Below are 20,421 nucleotides of genomic sequence, written 5' to 3'. Positions count from 1 at the left end.
CCGCTATTTTTCGATCCGGTACAGGTGCGACTGCGTGCGGATGATCAAGCTGTTGCCGATCACCGCGGGCGATGCGCAGATCGTCTCGGGCAGCTTGTTGTTGGCCAGCAGTTTGAATTTTTCGCTCGCTTCGAACACGGGGCAGTCGCCATCTTTGTTGAAGCCGTAGATGCGACCTTCGGCGTACAGCGGCGAGGCCCAGAAGTCGCCGCCTATGCGATGTTTCCAGATTTGGTCGCCCGTCTTGGCGTCCAAGCAGATCGCGATCCCGTCGTCGGTGATCGCAAACATCAGGTCGTCGACGATGATCTGCGATCCGCGTTTGGGCATTCCACGCCCCTTGCCCCAGACGATGTGGGAGTCGGTGACGTCGCCGGTGCCGCCGGGGCGGACGGCGATCAAACCCAGATCGTGTGCGCCGCCGGTGATGTAGACCAAACCGTTGGCGAACAGCGGACGTGGGGCCGCGTTCATTCCGCCGTGATAAACCTTCCACAGCTCTTTGCCGGTTTCGGGATCGTACGCGATCGTGGCGACAGCGCCGGGGCTGATCATTTCCGATCGACCTTCGTGTTGGATGATCTTTGCCGTGCTGTACGCCTTCTTGTGATCGCCGTTGTCGGTTCCGTATTCGATGTTTCGGTCGACCCGCCACGCCGTCTCGCCGGTCTGTTTATCGAACGCGATCACAAATTGGTTGTCGTATCCGTCGTAGGCGACGATCAATAGGTTGCCATGCACGATCGGCGACGATCCGGGGGCACGCCAGTGGTTGCAGATCAGATCGCGTCGCTCCCAGATCTTGGCACCTTTGGTCGTGTCGACACACGCGGTTCCGTAGCTGCCAAAGTGAACGTACAACCGGCCCGCTTCGACGACCGGGGTTGGCGAGGCGTAGCTGTTTTGCGGATGGCAGTATCGCGGTTCGGCATTTTCGAACAGCGGCACATCGTGCACGACTTTGCCACTGTTGAAATCGACGCAGACCGCCGACATCTGCTTGCCATCTTCGGATGCCGTCGTCATCCAGATCTGGTCGTCCCAAACGACGGGCGAGGACCATCCCTTGCCGTGAATGGGCGTCTTCCAGACGACGTTTTCGGTATCGCTCCAGGTGACCGGCAGCCCTGTCGCCCCGGTTTTGCCGTCGCCATCGGGACCGCGGAACTGGTTCCAATTCGGTTGTTCGGCAACCGCGGTGCCAGCCAGCAACAGAACAATCAATGCGGCAATCGACTTCACAAGGCACCTCGGCAGGAGTTGAACACAGGTTGGGGAGGGATCGTTGAGATTAAACCATGATTGTCAACGTGGCAACTCGCAACCCAATCGCCTCAATTACGGCCGGGAATTGACCGGGCACGGGCGAGCAATAAAACTGGGGGCTGCCGATTTTGGTTCCCACCTCGCCCCCAAGACCTTCAGCCACCCGGGATTTCCATGCTCTCTAGCCACCCTCCAATCCAGTCGTCGGGAATTCATCGCCGACCGCGGGCGATCCGAACATGGACGCCAGCGATCGCAGCACCGCTGAGTTTGTTGATCTGTCTGTTGGTCGGCGGATCGGCATCACAACGCGCCGCCGCAGCGGAACGCTTGCCCAACGTGGTCGTCATTTTTATCGACGACATGGGATACGAAGACATCGGCCCGTTTGGTGCCGAGGGGATTGAGACGCCGAACCTCGATGAGATGGCCCAGCAAGGGCGTCGGTTTACCGATTTTGTCGTCTCGTCGGCCGTCTGTTCGGCGTCGCGAGCTGCGCTGATGACCGGATGTTACAACCGCCGGCTTGGGATCAGTGGCGCGTTTGGGCCAGCGTCCAAGGTGGGACTGAATCCCGATGAGATGACGATCGCCGAACTCTGTAAACAGAAAGACTACGCGACAGCGATCTATGGCAAGTGGCATCTGGGACACTTGAAACCCTTCCTGCCGCTGCAGCACGGCTTCGACGAGTACTTCGGTTTGCCCTACAGCAACGACATGTGGCCCTACCATCCCAACGTGTTGCATCTGCCGATGGAACAACGTGTGAAACGCTGGCCACACCTGCCGTTGATCGAAGGGAACGAAACGATCAATCCGCAGGTCAGCGGCGAGGATCAGGAGCAACTGACGACTCAGTACACCGAACGAGCGGTTTCGTTTATCGAACGCAACAAAGACAAGCCCTTCTTTTTGTATGTTCCTCACAGCATGGTTCACGTCCCTCTGTACGTCTCGGAAAAGTTCAAAGGGAAGAGCAAGCGTGGGCTGTTCGGCGATGTCGTGATGGAAGTCGATTGGTCGGTTGGTCAGATCAACGCGGCGCTGAAGAAGAACGGCATCGAGGACGATACTCTCGTGATCTTCACCTCCGATAACGGACCCTGGTTGTCGTACGGCGATCACGCCGGCGTGACGAGCCTCCGCGAAGGGAAGGGAACGATGTTCGAGGGAGGCTACCGCGTGCCGACGGTGATGAAGTGGCCAGGAAAAATTCCCGCTGGGACGACGTGTGATCAATTGGCGTCGACGATCGACATCCTGCCGACGGTCGCAAATTTGATTGGTGCTGAGTTACCCAAACACAAGATCGACGGTAAGGACATCGGTCCGCTGATGTTCGACAAAGAGGGGGAAGCCGAATCTCCTCACGAAGCGTTTTACTGTTACTACAGCGGTGGCGAGCTGCATGCGGTTCGCAACGATCGCTGGAAGCTGCACTTCCCGCATCGCTACCGAACGCTTGCTGGCAAGCCGGGAGGAACCGATGGTTTGCCGACGAACTATCAGCACACAACGATCGGGCTCGAATTGTTTGACCTCGACAACGACGTCAACGAAACGACGAATGTGATCGACCAACATCCCGAAGTCGTGGCGATGTTGCAGAAGCACGCCGAAGCCGCTCGCAACGACCTGGGGGACAAGCTGACCAAACGCCCTGCCACCGGTGCCCGCCCGCCAGGCCGCGTCGACAAATAGGCTTGAGGTATGGGTAATACCAAGCGGATTCTGTCAAATCGAATCTCGGTGGCGTAGAATCAAAGAGACCTAGTGAGAAACCACATTCAGTCTCCTGGTCTCAACAGCAGAGGTTTGGAATGAACATCGAACTACCACGCGAAGCAATGCAGTTTGTTGAGGGGCTCGTCGCCTCCGGCGAATACGATTCGGCAAATGAGGCCGTTGTCGACGGCGTGCGATTGTTGATGGGCCGGCAACAGTTGCGATCTGACATCCAGAAGGGGATTGCTGAACTGGATGCGGGGTTGGGCATAAACGGCGACGAAGTGTTTGCCGATCTCGATCAACGTCCGCAGTCCTGATTTCTTTGTGGACTTAAGGGCAGACGTCCAGTTATGCTAGGTTAAAAGGTTCCGGTAGGGAATCATCAGGCTTGAGTAATTCAAGTTTGGTCGGCGGAGACGGAACAGAGAGCTGATCGGAGTGAAAAGATGTCCACAGATAGTCGAGCGAGCATTCCTGGGATCGTGAAAGATGGCGTGATTGTTCCGCAAGCAACCCAGCAGTTGGCTGAAGGGACGCATGTCGAGATCGTGGTCGAGCCGGAATCGATTCCGGCCGAACTGCGTGCCGAGATGCAGGCATGGGATCAAGCTAGCGATGAAGCGTGGGCGATGATCGAAAAATGGGAGGCAGAGGAGCAATGAATGTCGGCGACATTCATTGGGTCGATTTTCCGCGGGCCAATGGTCGGGAACAACATGGCCGTCGCCCCGCCATCATCATGCAGGAAGATCGATATGCAGGAGGTCTACCTACAGCGCTGGTGGTGCCGCTGAGCACGGCAATTCGAGCGTTGCGGTTCGCAGGAACCACGACGATTGCCGCATCGTCAGAAAGCGGGTTGGGCAAGGCTTCCGTTGCGTTGGTGTTTCAATTGCGAGCGATCGACCGAGGCCGTATCCGCGAGAAGATGGGGCACATCGGCGATGCCGGTTGCGAAGCCGTTTTCAATGAGTTGAGCAAACTATTGGGGCGGTCGATTTGATCTCGTTCACTGTTAAGAGCAGGCATTTCACGGTTGAATCGCCACCTCTTCATATGCTTCGCCCGCAGCTCTTCGAGCGTCTTCGCGATTCAGTTCGATCGCCTCCACAAGCGCATCGCGTAGGTTCGCTATCAGCTCATCGCGAGTTGCACCTTGTGAATTGACGCCTGGAATCTCCTCGATCCAGCCGATCCACCATTGGCCATCACGGCGAATTACTGCATTGAAGTTGGGAGTCAGCATGCAAATTCCTTCGAATGGGGATTCAGGTGTGCGCTGTGCGGGGCGATCGGGATCGCAGTGAAAAGCCTCTGTTAACAATTGTCGTGCGTTGGACCTGCGCAGGCAAGCGACTATTCGTTGATTTGATACCGTCGTGTCATCGATGCATCCCCGGATGCCGGAAGGACGCAATGCAAATCTTTTCCGTGAATCGCTTGAGAAACCGCCCACCTGCTTCGCCTCTATGCGGAGACTGCGGGGGGCGATTGTTCGATCTGGCGGGCGAAGTCGACGTAGTTGGTGCGATCCGACGCGAGTTCGTGGCGGATGCCGTCAAGGATCATGCCGCAGTGGTACAGATAGACTCCCGGCATCTGAAAGCTGTTGCCTTGGATCGCGCCGATCCCATGTCCGTTGACAAATCCGTAGATCAAGCCACGCAGCCAGACTCGCAGGCCAAACAGCTGCGAAAAGCCACCGAGCTCCAGTCCAAACTGCCGGTACAACCGACACTTCGGGTCGGAGATTCGGGGAACATCGTCGACGTCGTAGCGGCGAAAGACTTCGGTCGCTTGAGCGTCTTCGGGGCCAAGGTGGACGAACAACAACCGGCATCCGGTCTCCTCGATCAACGCCCGTTGCAGCGAGATGTCGGCCAGCGTCTGACGGCAAAACGTACAGCCGGCATGACGCAGGAAGACGATCATTTGCGGGTTGGCGTTGGCCAGTTCGTTTAAGCTTTTGCCGGTGTTGGTCCGCAGATCGTTCATCGGATCGTCGGCTTCCGGTTCGCTGTGAGCCGAATCGACGGCATGGGCGGTGTGCGCCGATTCCCAAAGAATCAACGCCAATGGAACCATCCATATCAGATCGTTGGTGAGCACAGTCCAACCGATCGCCATAGGGACCGCACCAGTTGAAAACGCCAGCGCGAATCCTGTGGCTGTGAAGATCTTTCCCATCAACCCGATCGTCAGCAGCAGCCAGTGCCCGGTCGGGTTTCGCGATGCGATCCCGCACCCGATTCCAAACAGCCCGACAAGCAAGCCGATGTATTGCCAGAGGGTGAGGGCTAATCCGTCGCCGTCGGCACCCAGCCAGCCGAGCATCGTCGCGGGCATCATGATCGCCAACGCACCCCAGGCGAGATGGTAGACGGCCGCACCGCGCAGCGCGTACCGCATCCAACCTCGTGGTTTGTAGGCGGGATTGATGGAATCCCGATCGATAGGAACGTCTGCGTATGTCATGGACGGTCTTGTTGAAGAATGGATTCCAGCGGCTCAGCGATTTTGGCCAGCTTTTCGATACTACTGTTCAGGAGCTGTCGGACGCGTTCTTTACTGATCCCTAAATCGTCGCCGATGGCTCGCATCGACGCCCCTTTGCCCGATGCATTCAGCCCAAACCGGCGGCGGACGATTTCCTGTTCGCGATCGTCCAGCACGCGATCAAAACTAGCGATCAGCTTCTTCATCGCTTTGGCTGCGTCTTCGCAAGCCGCTTCGCCGACATAGGGTGAGGCTTCGATCTGCAGGATCTGGTCGTTGCCGTCGGCCGTTTGGCGGTCGCGAGCCTTCCGCGTCTTCTGCAGCAACCTGTAAATATGTCGTTGGATCGCGTGAGTCGCGTACGTGCTGAAACGATAACCTCGTGAGTAATCAAACTTGTCGACAGCGTTCAGCAAAATCGCATTCGCTTCGGCCAGGAACTCGTCGAAATCGTCTTGCGAGTTCGAATATTTGCGAACGATCGAAGCGGCTAACCGCAGATTCGCACAAGCGATCTGATCGCGTGTCTGGTTCGCTTCGGATAGCAGCCGATCGATCTCCTGCTGACTCCGCCTAGCGGCTCGCCCACGCCCCAGCGACGCTTGCAAGGCGTTGGCTCGGAACCGCAGGAAGTTCAACCGCTTGAATAAAAAACGTTCGCCTTCGACCGTCAACAATCGCGACGCTTCGATCGCCATCAAGAACGCTTCGGCATCGCGGCGACTGCGTCCGGACTCCTCTTCGTCAGCATACAACTGCCCATCGATCTCGGCGAAGTCTTGTTCGGACGCCGTGTCAAAGTCTTCGTTCGGAATGTAAGCGATTTCTGAACGGCCCAAGTCGATTTCCAGTAAGTGGATTGACGGAGTGGGGGAGCCGGCCGACTCTCGACCCCGCATCCTTTATAGCGGCACGCGTTGAATTGACCACAAAACTAAAGTGATTCTCGGCGGGACCAAGAATTTCATTGGTCAATCCGGCAGTTAGCTCTACAAAGAAGTGGGTGTCGGCATCATCGCGTGACGCCAGCAAATTTCAGCGGAGTTGAGTGTGCGAATCGCCATCGTCGGATCGGGAGTCTCGGGACTTGTTGCAGCGCGAATGCTCTCCGCGATCCACGACGTCGTCGTTTTCGAAGCCGATTGGCGTTTGGGCGGACACGTCAACACGCAAGAGGTCGAGGTCGGAACGGCGGAAACCGGCCGACAACGCCACCAAATCGACACCGGGTTCATCGTCTGCAACGACCGCACCTACCCCAACTTCACACGTATCCTTCGCGATCTGGACGTCCCGACCGATCCGACGTCGATGAGTTTTAGTGTCTGTTGCGAGCGGACTGGTCTGGAATACAACGGCACCTCGCTCAACGGCGTCTTCGCCCAGCGGCGAAATCTGCTGCGGCCCTCCTTCTTGCGGATGCTTCGCGACATTTTGCGGTTCAATCGCGAAGGGCCTCAGCATCTCGAAACGGTCACCGAAAACGAGACGGTCGGCCAGTTCCTCGCCCAGCATCGCTACTCGAATGAATTTGCACAGCAGTATCTGTTGCCGATGGGAGCGGCGATTTGGTCCTGTCCCTGCGCCGACTTCGCCAACTTTCCGATCCGTTTCATTCTCGAGTTTTACGTCAATCACGGTCTGTTGAGTTTGCGAGACCGGCCGACGTGGCAGGTGATCCGCGGCGGATCGATGCGATATGTCGAGAGGTTAGTCGAACCGTTCCGCCACAACATTCGCATGGCTTGCCCCGTCGAATCGGTCAGCCGCCAAGCCGATGGTGTGCGAGTAAGCTTTCGCGGGGGCGAGGAGATCTTCGACGAGATCGTTTTCGCTTGCCACAGCGATCAAGCGTTGCGGTTGCTGGCTGATGCCGATCCGCTGGAGACGGAGTTATTGTCAGCGTTTCCGTACAGCGACAACTCGGCAGTTCTACATACCGATGAACGCGTGCTGCCCAAACGTCGCCGCGCTTGGGCCAGTTGGAATTACCACCTTCCCAAAACACAAGTCGACCGGCCGACGCTGACCTACAACATGAATATGTTGCAGCAGATCGATTCGCCGCAGACGTTTTGTGTCACGTTAAACGAAGATCAGCGAATCGCAGAGGAGAAGGTGATCGCTCGGTTCAAGTATTCGCACCCGTTGTTTACGGTTCAACGCGCGGCGGTTCAGAAGCGGCACCGCGAAGTCATTCGCCGCCGTAGGACCTCGTTTTGCGGAGCCTATTGGCGAAACGGGTTTCACGAGGACGGAGTGGTCAGCGGTTTGGCGGTCTGCCGAGAGTTTGGCATCCCCGATTGGTCGCTGCAAACCAAACATCGTCTTCCGGAACAACCGGCGGCTGAAAAGCCAGGCGCCTCGTTGCGATCGCAACCAGCGGCCGCGGCGGTGGCCAGTGGAGGAAAGTCATCGTGAACGCATCGGCTGCCATTCCAAGCGACGCCCCGCTGATGAGTGAACTCGAAGTTGAATCGGCCGCGGAGGTGACGAGCGACTTGTCGCCGCCAGCCCGATCGAGCTGTCTGTATTTCGGTACGATCCGGCACCGCCGCTTCGTCCCCGTCGGACACCAGTTCTGTTATTCGTTGTTCCTGGCGATGATCGATCTGGACGAAGTTAATTCGCTGTTTCGCTTCCCATTGTTCTGCAGCACTTCACGATTCAGTCTGCTCCGTTTTCGCCGCAGCGACTACATGGGCGATCCCGAGCGTCCACTGGCCGATTGCATCCGCGATTTGGTTCAAGATCAGATTGGACTGACGATCACCGGGCCGATTCGTCTGCTGACCCATCTGCGATTCTTCGGGCTGTCGTTTAATCCCGCCTCGTTCTACTTCTGCTACCACGCCGACGGTCGACGGTTGCAAGCGATCGTTGCCGAAGTCACCAACACGCCGTGGGGCGAGCGTCATTGTTATGTGATTCCGTGCGATGGGGATTCACGAATCCATCGCCATCAATGCCGCAAAGTGTTCCACGTCTCGCCGTTCATGCCGATGCAGATGATGTATCGCTGGCGAATCTCCACGCCGGCCCAGCAGTTGTCGGTGCAGATCGAAAACTTCGACGAAGCGACGCAAGTTTTTGATGCGACACTGCAACTGAAACGCCAACCGTTTTCCTACCGCCGGTTGGTCTGGGCCGTCGTCCGTTTTCCGTTGATGACCTGCCAAGTGGTCGCCGCGATCTATTGGCAGGCGTTGCGACTGTGGTGGAAAAAAGTTCCGTTTGTTCCGCATCCAGGCCGCCATCGCGAGGCATCTTCATGAGCACAACAGCAACCACGATTCCACATCCCGCGGCCCCTTCGCTCTCCTGGCTGCAACGCTCGGCTCGCGGCAAGATGCTCGACTGGCTTTCGACCGCCGACGGAGGCGTCGTCCGTTTTTCCGACAGCCACCAACAGCGTGTGCTCGGGACGACGGCGGAGGATGGTTTGCAGGCCAGTCTGAATGTCCTCGAGCCCGACTTCTATTCTCAATTGGCAACCGGCGGATCGCTGGGGTTCGCCGAATCTTACCTTCGCAATCACTGGCAGACCGATGACCTGACGACGTTGCTGCGGATCCTGTATCGCAACGACCGCCAGGCGTCTGGCGATACGTCGTGGATCGCCAAGCTGACGCGTCACGCTGCCCGGTATTCGCATCAATTGGCAAGCAACACTTTGCGAGGCAGTCGCCGAAACATCGCGGCGCATTACGATCTGAGCAACGAATTCTTCGACTTGTTCCTCGATTCGACAGGGATGTATTCGTCGGCCTACTTCGCTGAGGATTCGTTTTCGCTGCGTGAGGCGTCCGAGGCGAAGCTGCAGCGGATCTGCGAGAAATTGGATCTGCAGCCGCGGGATCATGTGCTGGAGATCGGGACCGGATGGGGCGGTTTTGCGTTGCATGCGGCCCAGAACTATGACGTTCGATTAACGACGACAACGATCTCGTCGGCTCAGTACCAAAAAGCTGGCCAGCGATTTGAAGCGGCCGGGATCGCCGATCGCGTCGAACTGCTCGACAGCGACTACCGCGATCTCGTCGGCCGCTACGACAAACTGGTTTCGATCGAGATGATCGAAGCGGTGGGCGAGCGATTTCTGAAGACCTATTTCGAGCGATGCGGCAGTCTGTTGAAGCCCGGCGGTCGGTTTGTGCTGCAGGGGATCGTGATGCCCGAATCGCGATACGACGCCTATCGCCAGGGCGTCGATTTTATTCAGAAGTACATCTTTCCGGGCGGCTTCCTGCCGTCGGTCGCTGCGATGCAACAGGCGGTTGGCCAGACGACCGATCTGCGGCTGCATACGGTCGAGGATCTCTCGCCGCATTACGCTCGCACGCTGCATGCTTGGCGACAGCGGTTCATGCGGCGGTTAGATGATGTGCGGCGACTTGGCTTCGATGATCGTTTTATTCGGATGTGGGAGTACTATTTGTGTTATTGCGAAGCGGCGTTCAGCGAACAGGCGGTTCGAGTTGTTCAAGTTGTGTGGGACAAACCGAAGCGATAGATCCGGCGACCGACGAGAGCACCCTGCAGTCGTTCTTCGGATTCGTGACGCGGAAGGCGGAAGCCGGTTGGTTGCCCGATCCGCTGCTGCGGGCTGGCATCCGGCGGTTGCTGCGTTCGCGGCTGCGCGACCTTCATGAACTCGCCGACGACAGCGACTGTGAAGCCTTTCTGCGAGCGACGCGTCCGCAACCGATCGCCGTCGTGCCGGAGAAGGCAAACGATCAGCATTACGAAGTCCCGGCGGCGTTCTTTCGGCAGGTGTTGGGGCCGCGTTTGAAGTACAGTTGCTGCCGCTGGACCGAAGGCATTCTTTCACTGCAGCAGGCGGAGGAGCAGGCGTTGCGCGAAACGAGTGAGAACGCGCAGTTGGAAGATGGCATGAGCATCTTGGAGCTTGGGTGCGGATGGGGATCGCTGTCGTTGTGGATGGCGGAACATTATCCGAACAGCCAGGTCACTGCGGTTTCGAATTCCCATTCGCAGCGGGAGTTCATCACCGCTCGAGCTCGCGAAGCGGGGCTCACGAATTTGGAAGTGCTTACCGTCGACATCAATCACTTCCAACCGGGCGATAGTTTCGACCGCGTCGTCTCGGTCGAAATGTTCGAACACATGCGGAACCACCGCAAGTTGATGGACCGGATCCACGACTGGCTGGTCCCCGACGGGAAGCTGTTTGTGCACATCTTTTGTCACAAGCGAACCCCGTATCTGTTCCGTTCCGACGGCGAGCAGAATTGGATGGGACGCTACTTCTTCACCGGCGGAATGATGCCCTGCGAGAACCTGCTGGAGAGCGTCGGCTCGCGATTGACCTTGGCCTCCAAATCGCGATGGAGCGGCATGCATTATGCGAAGACAAGTCGGGCGTGGCTGGAGAATCACGACCGCTGCAGCGAGTCGCTATTACCGATTCTGAAACAGACCTACGGCGAGGACCACGCGATCATGTGGCAGAATCGCTGGCGAATGTTCTTTATGGCGTGCGAGGAGTTGTTTGCTTTCAACGGCGGCAACGAGTGGTTCGTTTCCCATTATCTGTTCGAACGATGAGCACAATCCATTGTTAAACGTCATGCTCGCCAGTGCCGCCGCGATCGCCTGTCTGATGCTCGCGATCTGGTTGCTGAGTCTGTGGAAACGCGATGCCAGCATCGTCGATATCGGCTGGGGGATCGGCTTTGTGCTGGTCGCATGGACGGCGTATTGGATCGCCGATCGCGATTCGGCCTATTGGTTGTTGCCCGTGCTGACAACGCTGTGGGGCGTGCGGCTCAGCGGCTACTTGTTCTGGCGTAATCATGGTCAACCCGAAGATTATCGCTATCGGGAGATGCGGGCGAAGTGGGGATCGGCCTTTGCGTGGATCAGTCTGCTGACAGTCTTTGGATTGCAGGGCGTGGTGATGTTTGTCGTTGCGCTGCCGATTCAGATCGGAACGGCGTTGGCTGACCGCAATCTGGTCTGGCTGAAAGTTGTTGGCGTGATCGTTTGGGCTGCGGGGCTGTGCTTCGAATCGGTAGGCGATTGGCAGTTGGCTCGTTTTAAAGCCGCCCCGGGCAACAAGGGAAAAGTGCTCGACAGCGGCTTGTGGCGGTACACGCGGCACCCCAACTATTTCGGCGACTTCCTGGTTTGGTGGGGCTTGTTTCTGGTCAGCCTCTCTCTGACCGCCGCTTGGTGGACGATCATCGCTCCGCTATTGATGTCGCTGCTGCTGATGCGTGTCTCGGGCGTGACTTTGCTGGAGACGAAGTTGTCGACGTCGAAGCCGGGCTACGCAGAATACGTCGCCCGAACGAATGCCTTCTTCCCCGGCCCCGTGAAGACCACCGCCAGCGTTTAGGAATTTCCGAGCGGTCGTCGCGATCAAGCTGTCGGATGCATCCGGCAGCGACTTAGCGATCGTGGTAGGGGCGAGTTGTGATTTGCCACTTTTTCCTTTTCGCTTGAGTGCCTTTATTGATCGTCGGCTTCAGGCGATGCCGGTTCGTCCGTGGCGGCGGCTTCTTCCGTTTGCGATTCTTCTTGCGCCAAGGCTTCCTGTTTTGCCAGCTTCTTGGCTTCGCGGCGGGCTTGGTGTTCGGCGGCCATCGCTTCGATCGTCAGCACGACTTCGGGGGCGACGCGGCCGAACTGCTTTTCGTACAGGGCTTCAATGAATTCGGGCAACGGCAGCTTCCAAGGCTGATCCTTGCGGTCGGCGTAGTTGCTGAATCGCTTCGGACTCAGCCCCAGTTCGCGGGCCATCTGGACCTGCGCGTCGGTCAGCCGATACTTTTTGCGGACGGCGATCCACGGTTGGAATTTGTGCGGGATCCGCTGCTTTTTGGTCATGGTTTGTTTCGGTTGCCACCGCTGCGTGCGGCGGAGTGAAGGGGAACGGATGGGATCCCCCCACGTAGGCGGCATCGCCTGGACAGCAGTCGCCGTGGTGGAGGATCGCAAGTTGAGGACCCGTCATAATAATGAGCGACGTTGGGCAAGGGAACCATTGTTTGTCAGTCGGCCTGGTATGCAGTGCGACCGACGCGTTTCTTGTTCCCCTCCCTCCAGTTACAATCATCCGTCCACTCTCTCCACCCCACCTCCCTCAAGGCAAAAACGATGCGTCGATTCCAGAGACTCTCGCTGTCGATTGGTTTACCGTTGTTGCTGTTGGTTCTCGTGCCGATGACGGCCAGTTGCCAGCAGATTCCGCCGACGCATCGCGATCTCGCCTACGACGACCAGCACGCGTCGCAGCGGTTGGATGTCTATCTGGCGAAGTCGGAAACGCCGGTCCCGGCGATGGTCTACATCCATGGCGGCGGTTGGCGGGGAGGTTCGAAGAATCGCTTGCCTCAATGGCTCAGTAACGCAGTCGCGCAGGGTTGGCTCTCAGTCGTCTCGGTCGAATACCGATTCACCGACGTCGCGCCCCATCCGGCCCAGACCGACGACTGCTTGCGAGCGATTCAGTTTGTCCGTAGCAACGCCGCAGCGTGGAACATCGATCCCGATCGGATCGGCGTGACCGGCGGATCGGCTGGCGGACACCTTTCGCTGTGGGTTGCATTGCACGACGATGTGGCCGATGCCCAGGCGACCGATCCGATTAAAAAACAGTCGTCACGCGTGGCGTGCGCTGTCAGTTTTGCTGGCCCCACCGATTGGTCGCTGTTGTCCGATATCGAACACAAACATCCCGCCTACCGACAATTGCTGGGCTATCAACCGGGAACGGCGGTTGCCGAAATGGATGCCGACAAAATGAAAGACGTCTCGCCGATCAGCTTTGTCAGCAGCGACGATCCGCCGATCATGCAGGTCCACGGCGATGCGGACGATATCGTGCCGATCAAACATGCCCGGCGGATGGACAAACAATTACAAGAAGCAGGTGTCACAGCGGCACTTGTTGTGGTGCCGGGAGCCAATCATGGAGTTGCGGGAGCCGGTGGAGATGCTGGCAAGCGAGCCTCCGAATTCGTACGTGAAACAATAGGGAAGAAGTAGTCGGATGGAGAAGTCTGAAAAAACGGTATGGATCGTCGCAGCGAAGCGGACTCCGCAGGGACGCTTGCTCGGCGCGTTGGCAAAACAATCGGCGGTCGATCTGGCTGTCGCGGCCGGACGCGAGGTCGTGGCATCGGTCGATCCCGGTTGGATCGACTCGGTGATCGTTGGCAATGTGCTGAGTGCGGGGCTGGGGATGAACGTCGCGCGGCAAGTTGGCGTGCGGTTGGGGCTGCCGGTCAGCACGCCCGCCTTCACGGTCAATATGATGTGCGGTTCGGGGATGCAGGCGGTGATCCTGGCGGCTCAAGCGATTCAGAACGGATCGGCCAAAATGGTTTTGTGCGGCGGGACCGAATCGATGTCCAACGCACCCCACTTGATGCAGCGGGCCCGCAGGGGATACAAGTTGGGCGACGCGGTGCTTGTCGATTCGGTGTTGCGCGACGGGCTGACCGACGCGTTCAGCGGCGATCACATGGGCCAAACCGCCGAGCGGTTGGCGGCCAAGTACGAGGTCTCCCGCGCGGCGCAAGACGAGTTTGCGGTTCGCAGCCAAGCGATGTACGCCGCGGCGCAGCAGGCGGGGCGATTCGCCGACGAGATCGTCGCTGTTGATGGCTGCGTCGAAGACGAACATCCGCGGCCGGGAACGACTGTCGAACAGCTGGCTAAAATGTCGCCAGCGTTCCAAAGCGATGGCACCGTGACCGCGGGGAACGCTTCGGGAATCAACGACGGCGCGGCGATGTTGCTGTTGTGCGACGAAGACTGGGGACGCCAGTGCGGCTTGGAACCGATGATGGTTCTGACAGCCAGCGCCGTCGCGGGCTGCGAGCCTGAATTGATGGGGCTCGGTCCGGTTCACGCGGTGCGAAAACTGGGCGTCGATCCGCAGTCGTTTGATGCGATCGAATTAAATGAAGCTTTTGCGGCGCAGTCGCTGGCTTGTATGCGTGAATTGAAACTAGATGAAGCCCAGGTCAACTGTGACGGCGGCGCGATCGCATTGGGGCATCCGATTGGTGCCAGCGGAGCGCGGTTGATCGTCCATCTGGCACACCGCCGGCCCCGACGCGGGCTGGCGACGCTGTGTGTCGGTGGTGGGATGGGATGTGCCGTTGTTTTGGATAAACCAGAGTGAAAGCTGTCGAAGTGAAACAATGTGGGATCTGGGAACCAACCCAGGAAACGATCGACGCCACCAACGTGGCTTGGCTGATGCAGCGCGCCGGCGTCGACAATTACGAAGCCTTGCACGATTGGTCGATCCAGCGTCGCGAACTGTTTTGGGAGTCGGTCGTCGAACGATTGGCGATTCCTTTCCAGACGCCCTTCGATCGGATCGTCGATGTTTCCGAAGGAGTCGCCTCGCCGAAGTGGTTCCCCGGCGGGAAGTTGAACATTGTCGAGAGCTGCTTTAACGCGGCTGCCGATTCGACGGCGATCATCTATCAGCACGAAGGGGGCGAATTGGAAACGTTGACCGTTCGTGAATTGCGGGCGTTTGCGTCGCGAGTCGCCGATGGGCTGCGGCGGCGCGGCTACAAGCCTGGCGATGCGATTGCGATCTTGATGCCGATGACTGTCGAATGCGTTGCGATCTATCTCGGCATCGCGTGGGCTGGCTGTGTCGCTGTCAGTATCGCCGACAGCTTCCAACCCAAAGAAATCGCGACGCGGCTGAAACTCTCTGGCGCCGTCGGAATCTTCACTCAAGATGTCTTCCGCCGCGGTGGGAAATCGCATCCGTTGTTCGCTGGCGTCAAGCAAGCCGATGCGCCGGCGGCGATCGTCGTCTCCGAAGGGTCGACGGCCGAGCTGCGCGATGGAGATTGTCACTGGAGCGATTTTCTTGGCGATGACGAGGACGCGCCGGTTGCGGTTTGCGAGCCCTCGGATCCGATGAACATCCTGTTCTCGTCGGGAACGACGGGCGATCCCAAAGTGATTCCGTGGACGCATACGACGCCGATCAAATGCGCGGCCGATTCCCACTTCCACCAGAACATCCAGCCGGGCGACGTCGCTGTTTGGCCAACTAATATCGGTTGGATGATGGGCCCGTGGCTGATCTTCTCTGCACTGATGAATCGGGCTTCGATGGGACTCTACTACGGATCGCCCACCGGTGCGGAGTTCTGCCGGTTTGTTCAGGACGCGCGGACGACGATGTTGGGAGTGATTCCCAGTCTGGTGAAAACGTGGCGAGCTGTGGACGCGGCTCAAGGGCTCGATTGGAGTTCGATCGAGCTGTTCAGTACGACCGGCGAATGCTCCGCCGCGGACGATATGCGGTGGTTGATGGAGCAGGCTGGCGGTCGACCGGTCATCGAATATTGTGGTGGCACGGAGCTCGGCGGCGGCTACATCGTATCGACGCTCGCGCTGCCTTGCAAAGTCGGTGAGTTCAACACGCCGACGCTTGGTACCGAAATGGTGATCTTGGACGCCGAGGGACAACCAGCCGACAGCGGCGAGGCGTTTCTTGTCCCTCCGACGATCGGGATGTCGACGCAATTGTTGAACAGGGACCACCACAAATCGTATTATGCAGCGACCCCGTGCCGTCATGAAGGGGACGTTTTGCGACGGCATGGCGACCAGATCCAGCGGATTCCCGCTGGGGGCTGGCGAGCGATGGGGCGAGCCGACGATACGATGAACCTGGGTGGGATCAAAGTCGGTTCGGCGGAGATCGAACGCGTGTTGCAAGGCGTCGCGGGGCTCTCCGAAACGGCGGCGATCGGCGTCGCGCCCGACGGTGGTCCTAGCCAACTGGTGATCTACGTGGTGCTTGCGAAAGACGTGACGGTCGACAAAAAGGAGCTGATGGCGGCGATGCAATCGGCGATTCGAAAAGAATTGAATCCGTTGTTCAAAATCCACGACATCATTCCTGTCGATGTGATGCCACGAACCGCGTCGAACAAAGTCATGCGACGCGTGCTCCGCGATCAATACCTCCAACATGCAAAAGGTTGCTCGTGAAGCGTACAGTTTTGATCAGCGGTGCTGGCAGCGGATTGGGGCGTGGGCTTGGGATCTGCCTGGCCGGGCAAGGACACACGATTCTGGCAACCGATCTCGATTTGTCGCGAGCCGAACAGACGGCTGCGGAGATCGTGGCTGCGGGAGGTGCGGCGCAGGCTCATCAATTGGATGTGTCGAGTGAACAGAATGTCCAGGATTTACTTGCTCGCGTCGGCCCGATCGACATTTTGATCAACAACGCTGGCTTGCAGCATGTCGCCCCGTTGGAAGATTTTCCGCTGGCGAAGTGGGAGCAGTTGTTCGACGTGATGGTCAAGGGAACGTTCTTGATGTCGCGAGCCGTGTTGCCGGGAATGCGAGCCGCGGGATATGGCCGCATGATCCATATCGGTTCGATTCATTCGTTGGTGGCGTCGCCGTACAAGACGGCGTATACGGCTGCCAAGCACGCGATCCTTGGCTTTTCGAAGGTGTTGGCGCTCGAGACAGCTGGTTCGGAGATCACCAGCAACGTCATCTGCCCCGCTTACATTCGGACGCCGCTGGTCGACGCGCAGATCGGCGACCAAGCGATCGCACGCGGGATAACCGAAGCCGAAGTGATCGATCAAGTGATGTTGGCACCGATGCCGAAGAAGGCGTTTATCGAATGCGACGAGGTCGCCGCGGCGATCGAATATCTGGCCAGCCCGTTGGCTCGGAACGTCACAGGCCAAACGCTCACAATCGATGGTGGCTGGACCGCGCAATGAACCTCCTGATCATCCTTGCGGCACTCGGTTTTTTGATGCTCGCCGCCTATCGCGGCTACAGCGTGATCCTGTTCGCTCCGCTGGCAGCGATGGGAGCCGTGTTGTTGACCTCCCCGGCGGAAGTCGCCCCGATGTTCACGGGGCTGTTCATGGACAAGATGGCGGGCTTCTTTAAGCTCTACTTCCCGATCTTTCTGCTGGGCGCGGTCTTCGGCAAAACGATGGAGCTGTCGGGATTTGCGAAATCGATCGCGTCGGCGATCATCGAATTACTGGGACGCCAACGCTCGGTGCTGTCGATCGTGATCGTCAGTGCGCTGCTGACTTATGGCGGCGTGTCGCTGTTTGTGGCGGTCTTTGCCGTCTATCCGTTTGCCGCCGAATTGTTTCGTCAGAGCGGAATTCCGAAGCGATTGATCCCCGCGACGATCGCTTTGGGAGCGTTCAGTTTCACGATGGATTCGTTTCCCGGAACGCCTCAAATCCAGAACGTGATCCCCGCGGCATTCTTCAAGACCGACATCTACGCGGCGCCGTGGTTGGGGATCCTGGGCGGGCTGTTCACGCTGTTGGCAGGTCTGCTGTTTTTGGAGTGGCGTGTCCGCGTCGCCGCCGCGAACGAAGAAGGTTATGGCGACGTCTTGTTGAACGAACCTGCGGCGTTTGAGCACGATCGGCTTCCTTCGCCCTGGCTCGCCATGCTGCCGCTACTGGTCGTTGCGGTCGCTAACAAAATCCTGACCGGTGCGATTCCGCGACTGTACGGTGAATCGCACGCATTTATTCCAGCGGTTGTTGGGACATCGGAACCGGTTGTTCAGGACGTCGCCAAAATCTCGGCGATCTGGTCGATCGAAGCGGCGCTGATCCTGGGAATCTTGACGGTCATGTTGCTGGCTTGGCGGCATCTGTTCAAAAAGCTATCCGAGGGGACGAAGCCGGCGATCGCAGGAGCGTTGTTGGCCGCGACCAACACGGCATCGGAATACGGATTTGGGGCGGTGATCGCTGCGTTGCCAGGTTTCTTGATCGTTTCCGATGCGCTGCGATGGATCCCCAATCCGTTGGTCAACGAAGCGGTGACCGTGACGACATTGGCTGGGATCACAGGATCGGCATCGGGCGGTTTGAGCATCGCGTTGGCGGCGATGTCCGAAACGTTCATCGCCAATGCGGAAGCCGCCGCGATTCCGTTGGAGGTCTTCCATCGAGTCGCTTCGATGGCCAGCGGCGGGATGGACACGCTGCCTCACAACGGCGCAGTGATCACGCTGTTGGCTGTCTCCGGGCTGACACATCGCCAAGCGTATGGGAACATCTTTGGAATTACATTGATCAAGACGCTGGCGGTCTTTGTCGTGATTGCGATCTATCAATGGACCGGATTGGTTTGACAGCAGACGCTTCGTCGCGATGACATCCCTTCCTCTACAAACGAATAAAAGACAATGATCAGCATCGACCTGACACAGAAGACAGCCGTGGTTACCGGTGGCGGACAAGGGCTGGGACTGCAGACGGCGACGACGCTGCACGCCGCTGGAGCCAACGTCGTGTTGACCTACTTCCAGGACGCTGCGGGGGTGAACCAGCAGCGAGCCGAGCAGGCGGCCAGCGGCTTGGGGTCGCGGGCGAAGGCGGTCGAAGGAGACGTCCGCGATCGCGATTCGATCGCAGCGATGTTTGATGCCGTGGTCGGGCACTTTGGATCGTTGGACATCGTCGTCAACAACGCGGCGATCTTGCGAGACCGCACGCTGAAGAAGATGTCCGATGACGAATGGGGTTCGGTGATCGATACGAACCTGTCGGGCGTCTATCGCGTTTGCAAAGAGGCGTCGGAGCGGATCGCCGATGGCGGGCGGATCGTTAACATGACATCGATCTCCGGCTTTACTGGCTTCTTCGGCCAGGCGAATTATTCAGCTGCCAAAGCGGGCGTGGTCGGACTGACCAAAGCGATCAGCAAGGAACTGGCCAGCCGAAGGATCACCGTCAACGCGGTCGCTCCCGGCGTGGTGCTGACCGAGATGGGAGCTTCGATTCCCGAAGCGGCCCGCGCCGAGATGCTGAAGCAAATTCCTTTGGGACGATTTGGTGAACCGGCGGAAATTGCCAACGCGATCCTGTTTCTGTGCAGCCCGCTGGCCGATTACATGACCGGCCAGACGCTGCACGTCAACGGCGGTTGGCTGGTCTAATCGCTCGGAGCGGTGTCGGCGAAGCACGTCGCAATATGTTGTCCGGGCAAGCCGCAGGCTCTTCGGACCGTCCAATGAATTAGCGGCGGGAAGTAGTGGACGAGGTTACGAGTCCTTTTGCAGCAGACCAAATCGTTGGGACTCGTAGCCTCGTCCACTACGCTTCGTTGAACTGGATTGCGGTTAAACCTAGAAGGCTGCTTGCTGGCTGCTTATAATCGGCGAACTTCCAGAACGACACCACCTGAGTTTTACCGCCTTGGCTGCACCGCTACTGACCGCCGAACAGATCACCCGCCGCGATTCCGCCACCGGTCGCGTGTTGATCGATCGGGTTTCGATGTCGATCGCTGCCGGAGAACGGATCGGTTTGGTCGGTTCCAGCGGCGCAGGGAAGACTGTTTTGATGCGGTCGATGGTTTTGTTGGATCCGGTGCAAGAAGGCCGCATCTTATGGCAGGGGCAACCGGTTGTTGGAAGCGAGGTGCCCGGATTCCGCAGCCGTGCGATGTATCTGCCTCAATTGGTCCCGGTCACCGATGGGACTGTCGAAGAATTTCTGCGGTCGCCGTTTGAATGGAAGATCCATCGAGATCGCCGCTACGACGCCGATCGGATCGCGGCTTGGATCGACGCGTGTGGGTTGAATGTGGATTTGCCGCGAGGGCCGATGATGCAAGCCAGCGGCGGCGAGCGGCAGTTGTTTGCGCTGCTGCGAGCGCTGCAGTTGGATCCGATCGTCGTGCTGTTCGATGAAGCGACGGCGTCGATGGATGCTGAATTGACTCGTCGCGTCGAAGCGATGATTAGCGATTGGCAAGCGGCGGATCCACAGCGGTCGATCGTTTGGACCAGTCACAGCGGCGAGCAGATCGATCGGATGACCGATCGCCAGATCCAACTGCAAGCCGGGCAGGTTGTCGGCGAGCGACATGGAAGCGTGGCGGGGGAAGCAGGAAATGTGTAGG

The 20,421-nt window shown here is 58.5% G+C and carries 21 protein-coding genes; 16 read left to right on the top strand and 5 right to left on the bottom strand.

Translation table 11 applies throughout. The features are described 5' to 3' along the window. Positions 1-3 precede the first annotated feature (3 nt). Positions 4-1,242: an outer membrane protein assembly factor BamB family protein gene (locus CA51_RS24320; protein ID WP_231745878.1), complete on the bottom strand. Its 1,239-nt coding sequence runs from the start codon at positions 1,240-1,242 to the stop codon at positions 4-6. A gap of 198 nt (positions 1,243-1,440) precedes the next feature. On the opposite strand from CA51_RS24320, the gene CA51_RS24315 reads away from it, so the two are divergent. From CA51_RS24315 to CA51_RS24300, 4 genes are all read left to right on the top strand, one after another. Next, the gene (locus CA51_RS24315) at positions 1,441-2,970 is read left to right on the top strand and encodes a sulfatase family protein (protein WP_145123708.1); all 1,530 of its coding nucleotides are present in this window, start codon (positions 1,441-1,443) and stop codon (positions 2,968-2,970) included. 119 nt (positions 2,971-3,089) lie between these two features. Further along, positions 3,090-3,314, top strand: coding sequence for a ribbon-helix-helix domain-containing protein (locus CA51_RS24310; protein ID WP_145101771.1), 225 nt, complete (start codon positions 3,090-3,092; stop codon positions 3,312-3,314). A gap of 129 nt (positions 3,315-3,443) precedes the next feature. Next, a complete protein-coding gene (locus tag CA51_RS24305; protein WP_145101769.1) occupies positions 3,444-3,659 on the top strand; it encodes a hypothetical protein in 216 nt (71 codons plus the stop codon). Then, positions 3,656-4,000 carry a type II toxin-antitoxin system PemK/MazF family toxin gene (locus tag CA51_RS24300; protein ID WP_197451443.1) on the top strand — a complete coding sequence of 115 codons (345 nt, stop codon included), beginning with the start codon at positions 3,656-3,658 and terminating at the stop codon, positions 3,998-4,000. The genes CA51_RS24305 and CA51_RS24300 overlap by 4 nt, the downstream gene beginning before the upstream one ends. A gap of 27 nt (positions 4,001-4,027) precedes the next feature. On the opposite strand, the gene CA51_RS24295 is transcribed toward CA51_RS24300, so the two are convergent. The 3 genes from CA51_RS24295 to CA51_RS24285 all read right to left on the bottom strand — a co-directional run bounded on the left by CA51_RS24295 (position 4,028) and on the right by CA51_RS24285 (position 6,332). Next, the gene (locus CA51_RS24295; RefSeq protein WP_197451879.1) at positions 4,028-4,243 is read right to left on the bottom strand and encodes a type II toxin-antitoxin system HicB family antitoxin; all 216 of its coding nucleotides are present in this window, start codon (positions 4,241-4,243) and stop codon (positions 4,028-4,030) included. Positions 4,244-4,464: 221 nt separating this feature from the next. Then, on the bottom strand, positions 4,465-5,472 hold the full coding sequence (locus CA51_RS24290; RefSeq protein ID WP_145123706.1) for a thioredoxin domain-containing protein: 1,008 nt from the start codon (positions 5,470-5,472) through the stop codon (positions 4,465-4,467). Next, positions 5,469-6,332: a sigma-70 family RNA polymerase sigma factor gene (locus CA51_RS24285; RefSeq protein ID WP_197451442.1), complete on the bottom strand. Its 864-nt coding sequence runs from the start codon at positions 6,330-6,332 to the stop codon at positions 5,469-5,471. The genes CA51_RS24290 and CA51_RS24285 overlap by 4 nt, the downstream gene beginning before the upstream one ends. Positions 6,333-6,543: 211 nt before the next feature. Here CA51_RS24285 and CA51_RS24280 point away from each other — a divergent pair, with 211 nt between their 5' ends. From CA51_RS24280 to CA51_RS24260, 5 genes are read left to right on the top strand one after another with little or no spacing between them, the layout of a single operon-like run. Beyond that, on the top strand, positions 6,544-7,914 hold the full coding sequence (locus tag CA51_RS24280; RefSeq protein ID WP_231745877.1) for an NAD(P)/FAD-dependent oxidoreductase: 1,371 nt from the start codon (positions 6,544-6,546) through the stop codon (positions 7,912-7,914). Next, a complete protein-coding gene (locus CA51_RS24275; protein ID WP_197451441.1) occupies positions 7,911-8,768 on the top strand; it encodes a DUF1365 domain-containing protein in 858 nt (285 codons plus the stop codon). The genes CA51_RS24280 and CA51_RS24275 overlap by 4 nt, the downstream gene beginning before the upstream one ends. Further along, positions 8,765-10,006: an SAM-dependent methyltransferase gene (locus tag CA51_RS24270; RefSeq protein ID WP_145123703.1), complete on the top strand. Its 1,242-nt coding sequence runs from the start codon at positions 8,765-8,767 to the stop codon at positions 10,004-10,006. The genes CA51_RS24275 and CA51_RS24270 overlap by 4 nt, the downstream gene beginning before the upstream one ends. Next, complete coding sequence (locus tag CA51_RS24265; RefSeq protein WP_231745876.1) at positions 9,985-11,061, top strand: SAM-dependent methyltransferase; 1,077 nt, start codon at positions 9,985-9,987, stop codon at positions 11,059-11,061. Before CA51_RS24270 ends, CA51_RS24265 begins: the two co-directional genes overlap by 22 nt. Positions 11,062-11,071: 10 nt before the next feature. Next, the gene (locus CA51_RS24260; protein ID WP_231745875.1) at positions 11,072-11,854 is read left to right on the top strand and encodes a DUF1295 domain-containing protein; all 783 of its coding nucleotides are present in this window, start codon (positions 11,072-11,074) and stop codon (positions 11,852-11,854) included. Positions 11,855-11,967: 113 nt separating this feature from the next. On the opposite strand, the gene CA51_RS24255 is transcribed toward CA51_RS24260, so the two are convergent. After that, complete coding sequence (locus CA51_RS24255) at positions 11,968-12,345, bottom strand: hypothetical protein (protein WP_197451440.1); 378 nt, start codon at positions 12,343-12,345, stop codon at positions 11,968-11,970. A 270-nt stretch (positions 12,346-12,615) separates the two neighbouring features. On the opposite strand from CA51_RS24255, the gene CA51_RS24250 reads away from it, so the two are divergent. The 7 genes from CA51_RS24250 (at position 12,616) to CA51_RS24220 (ending at position 20,420) form a co-directional block, all read left to right on the top strand. Then, a complete protein-coding gene (locus CA51_RS24250; protein ID WP_145123702.1) occupies positions 12,616-13,506 on the top strand; it encodes an alpha/beta hydrolase in 891 nt (296 codons plus the stop codon). 4 nt (positions 13,507-13,510) lie between these two features. Continuing rightward, positions 13,511-14,650, top strand: a complete 1,140-nt coding sequence (locus tag CA51_RS24245) for a thiolase family protein (RefSeq protein ID WP_145123701.1) — start codon at positions 13,511-13,513, stop codon at positions 14,648-14,650. Continuing rightward, positions 14,647-16,497 (top strand): AMP-binding protein, encoded by a 1,851-nt coding sequence (locus CA51_RS24240; RefSeq protein WP_197451439.1) that lies wholly within the window; start codon positions 14,647-14,649, stop codon positions 16,495-16,497. The genes CA51_RS24245 and CA51_RS24240 overlap by 4 nt, the downstream gene beginning before the upstream one ends. After that, entirely contained in the window at positions 16,494-17,252 is a 759-nt protein-coding gene (locus CA51_RS24235) for a 3-hydroxybutyrate dehydrogenase (protein WP_145123700.1), read from the top strand. Before CA51_RS24240 ends, CA51_RS24235 begins: the two co-directional genes overlap by 4 nt. Next, positions 17,249-18,646 (top strand): GntP family permease, encoded by a 1,398-nt coding sequence (locus CA51_RS24230; RefSeq protein ID WP_145123699.1) that lies wholly within the window; start codon positions 17,249-17,251, stop codon positions 18,644-18,646. Before CA51_RS24235 ends, CA51_RS24230 begins: the two co-directional genes overlap by 4 nt. Positions 18,647-18,700: 54 nt before the next feature. Beyond that, complete coding sequence (gene fabG, locus CA51_RS24225; protein ID WP_145123698.1) at positions 18,701-19,453, top strand: 3-oxoacyl-ACP reductase FabG; 753 nt, start codon at positions 18,701-18,703, stop codon at positions 19,451-19,453. 259 nt (positions 19,454-19,712) lie between these two features. Beyond that, positions 19,713-20,420 (top strand): ABC transporter ATP-binding protein, encoded by a 708-nt coding sequence (locus CA51_RS24220; protein ID WP_145123697.1) that lies wholly within the window; start codon positions 19,713-19,715, stop codon positions 20,418-20,420. Position 20,421 lies beyond the last annotated feature (1 nt).

Origin of the sequence: Rosistilla oblonga, from assembly GCF_007751715.1 — a bacterium.
GTDB classification, from domain to species: domain Bacteria; phylum Planctomycetota; class Planctomycetia; order Pirellulales; family Pirellulaceae; genus Rosistilla; species Rosistilla oblonga.
Note: the sequence above shows the minus strand (reverse complement) of the source record. Positions and strands in the feature narration are given on the sequence as shown.

Bases quoted from the DNA above. Each gene is read 5' to 3' on its own strand.
- CA51_RS24305 (WP_145101769.1), top strand. From the start codon at position 3,444: ATGTCCACAGATAGTCGAGCGAGCATTCCTGGGATCGTGAAAGATGGC.
- CA51_RS24300 (WP_197451443.1), top strand. From the start codon at position 3,656: ATGAATGTCGGCGACATTCATTGGGTCGATTTTCCGCGGGCCAATGGT.
- CA51_RS24295 (WP_197451879.1), bottom strand. From the start codon at position 4,243: ATGCTGACTCCCAACTTCAATGCAGTAATTCGCCGTGATGGCCAATGG.
- CA51_RS24230 (WP_145123699.1), top strand. From the start codon at position 17,249: ATGAACCTCCTGATCATCCTTGCGGCACTCGGTTTTTTGATGCTCGCC.
- CA51_RS24245 (WP_145123701.1), top strand. From the start codon at position 13,511: ATGGAGAAGTCTGAAAAAACGGTATGGATCGTCGCAGCGAAGCGGACT.
- CA51_RS24315 (WP_145123708.1), top strand. From the start codon at position 1,441: ATGCTCTCTAGCCACCCTCCAATCCAGTCGTCGGGAATTCATCGCCGA.
- fabG (WP_145123698.1), top strand. From the start codon at position 18,701: ATGATCAGCATCGACCTGACACAGAAGACAGCCGTGGTTACCGGTGGC.
- CA51_RS24270 (WP_145123703.1), top strand. From the start codon at position 8,765: ATGAGCACAACAGCAACCACGATTCCACATCCCGCGGCCCCTTCGCTC.
- CA51_RS24290 (WP_145123706.1), bottom strand. From the start codon at position 5,472: ATGACATACGCAGACGTTCCTATCGATCGGGATTCCATCAATCCCGCC.
- CA51_RS24250 (WP_145123702.1), top strand. From the start codon at position 12,616: ATGCGTCGATTCCAGAGACTCTCGCTGTCGATTGGTTTACCGTTGTTG.
- CA51_RS24310 (WP_145101771.1), top strand. From the start codon at position 3,090: ATGAACATCGAACTACCACGCGAAGCAATGCAGTTTGTTGAGGGGCTC.
- CA51_RS24255 (WP_197451440.1), bottom strand. From the start codon at position 12,345: ATGACCAAAAAGCAGCGGATCCCGCACAAATTCCAACCGTGGATCGCC.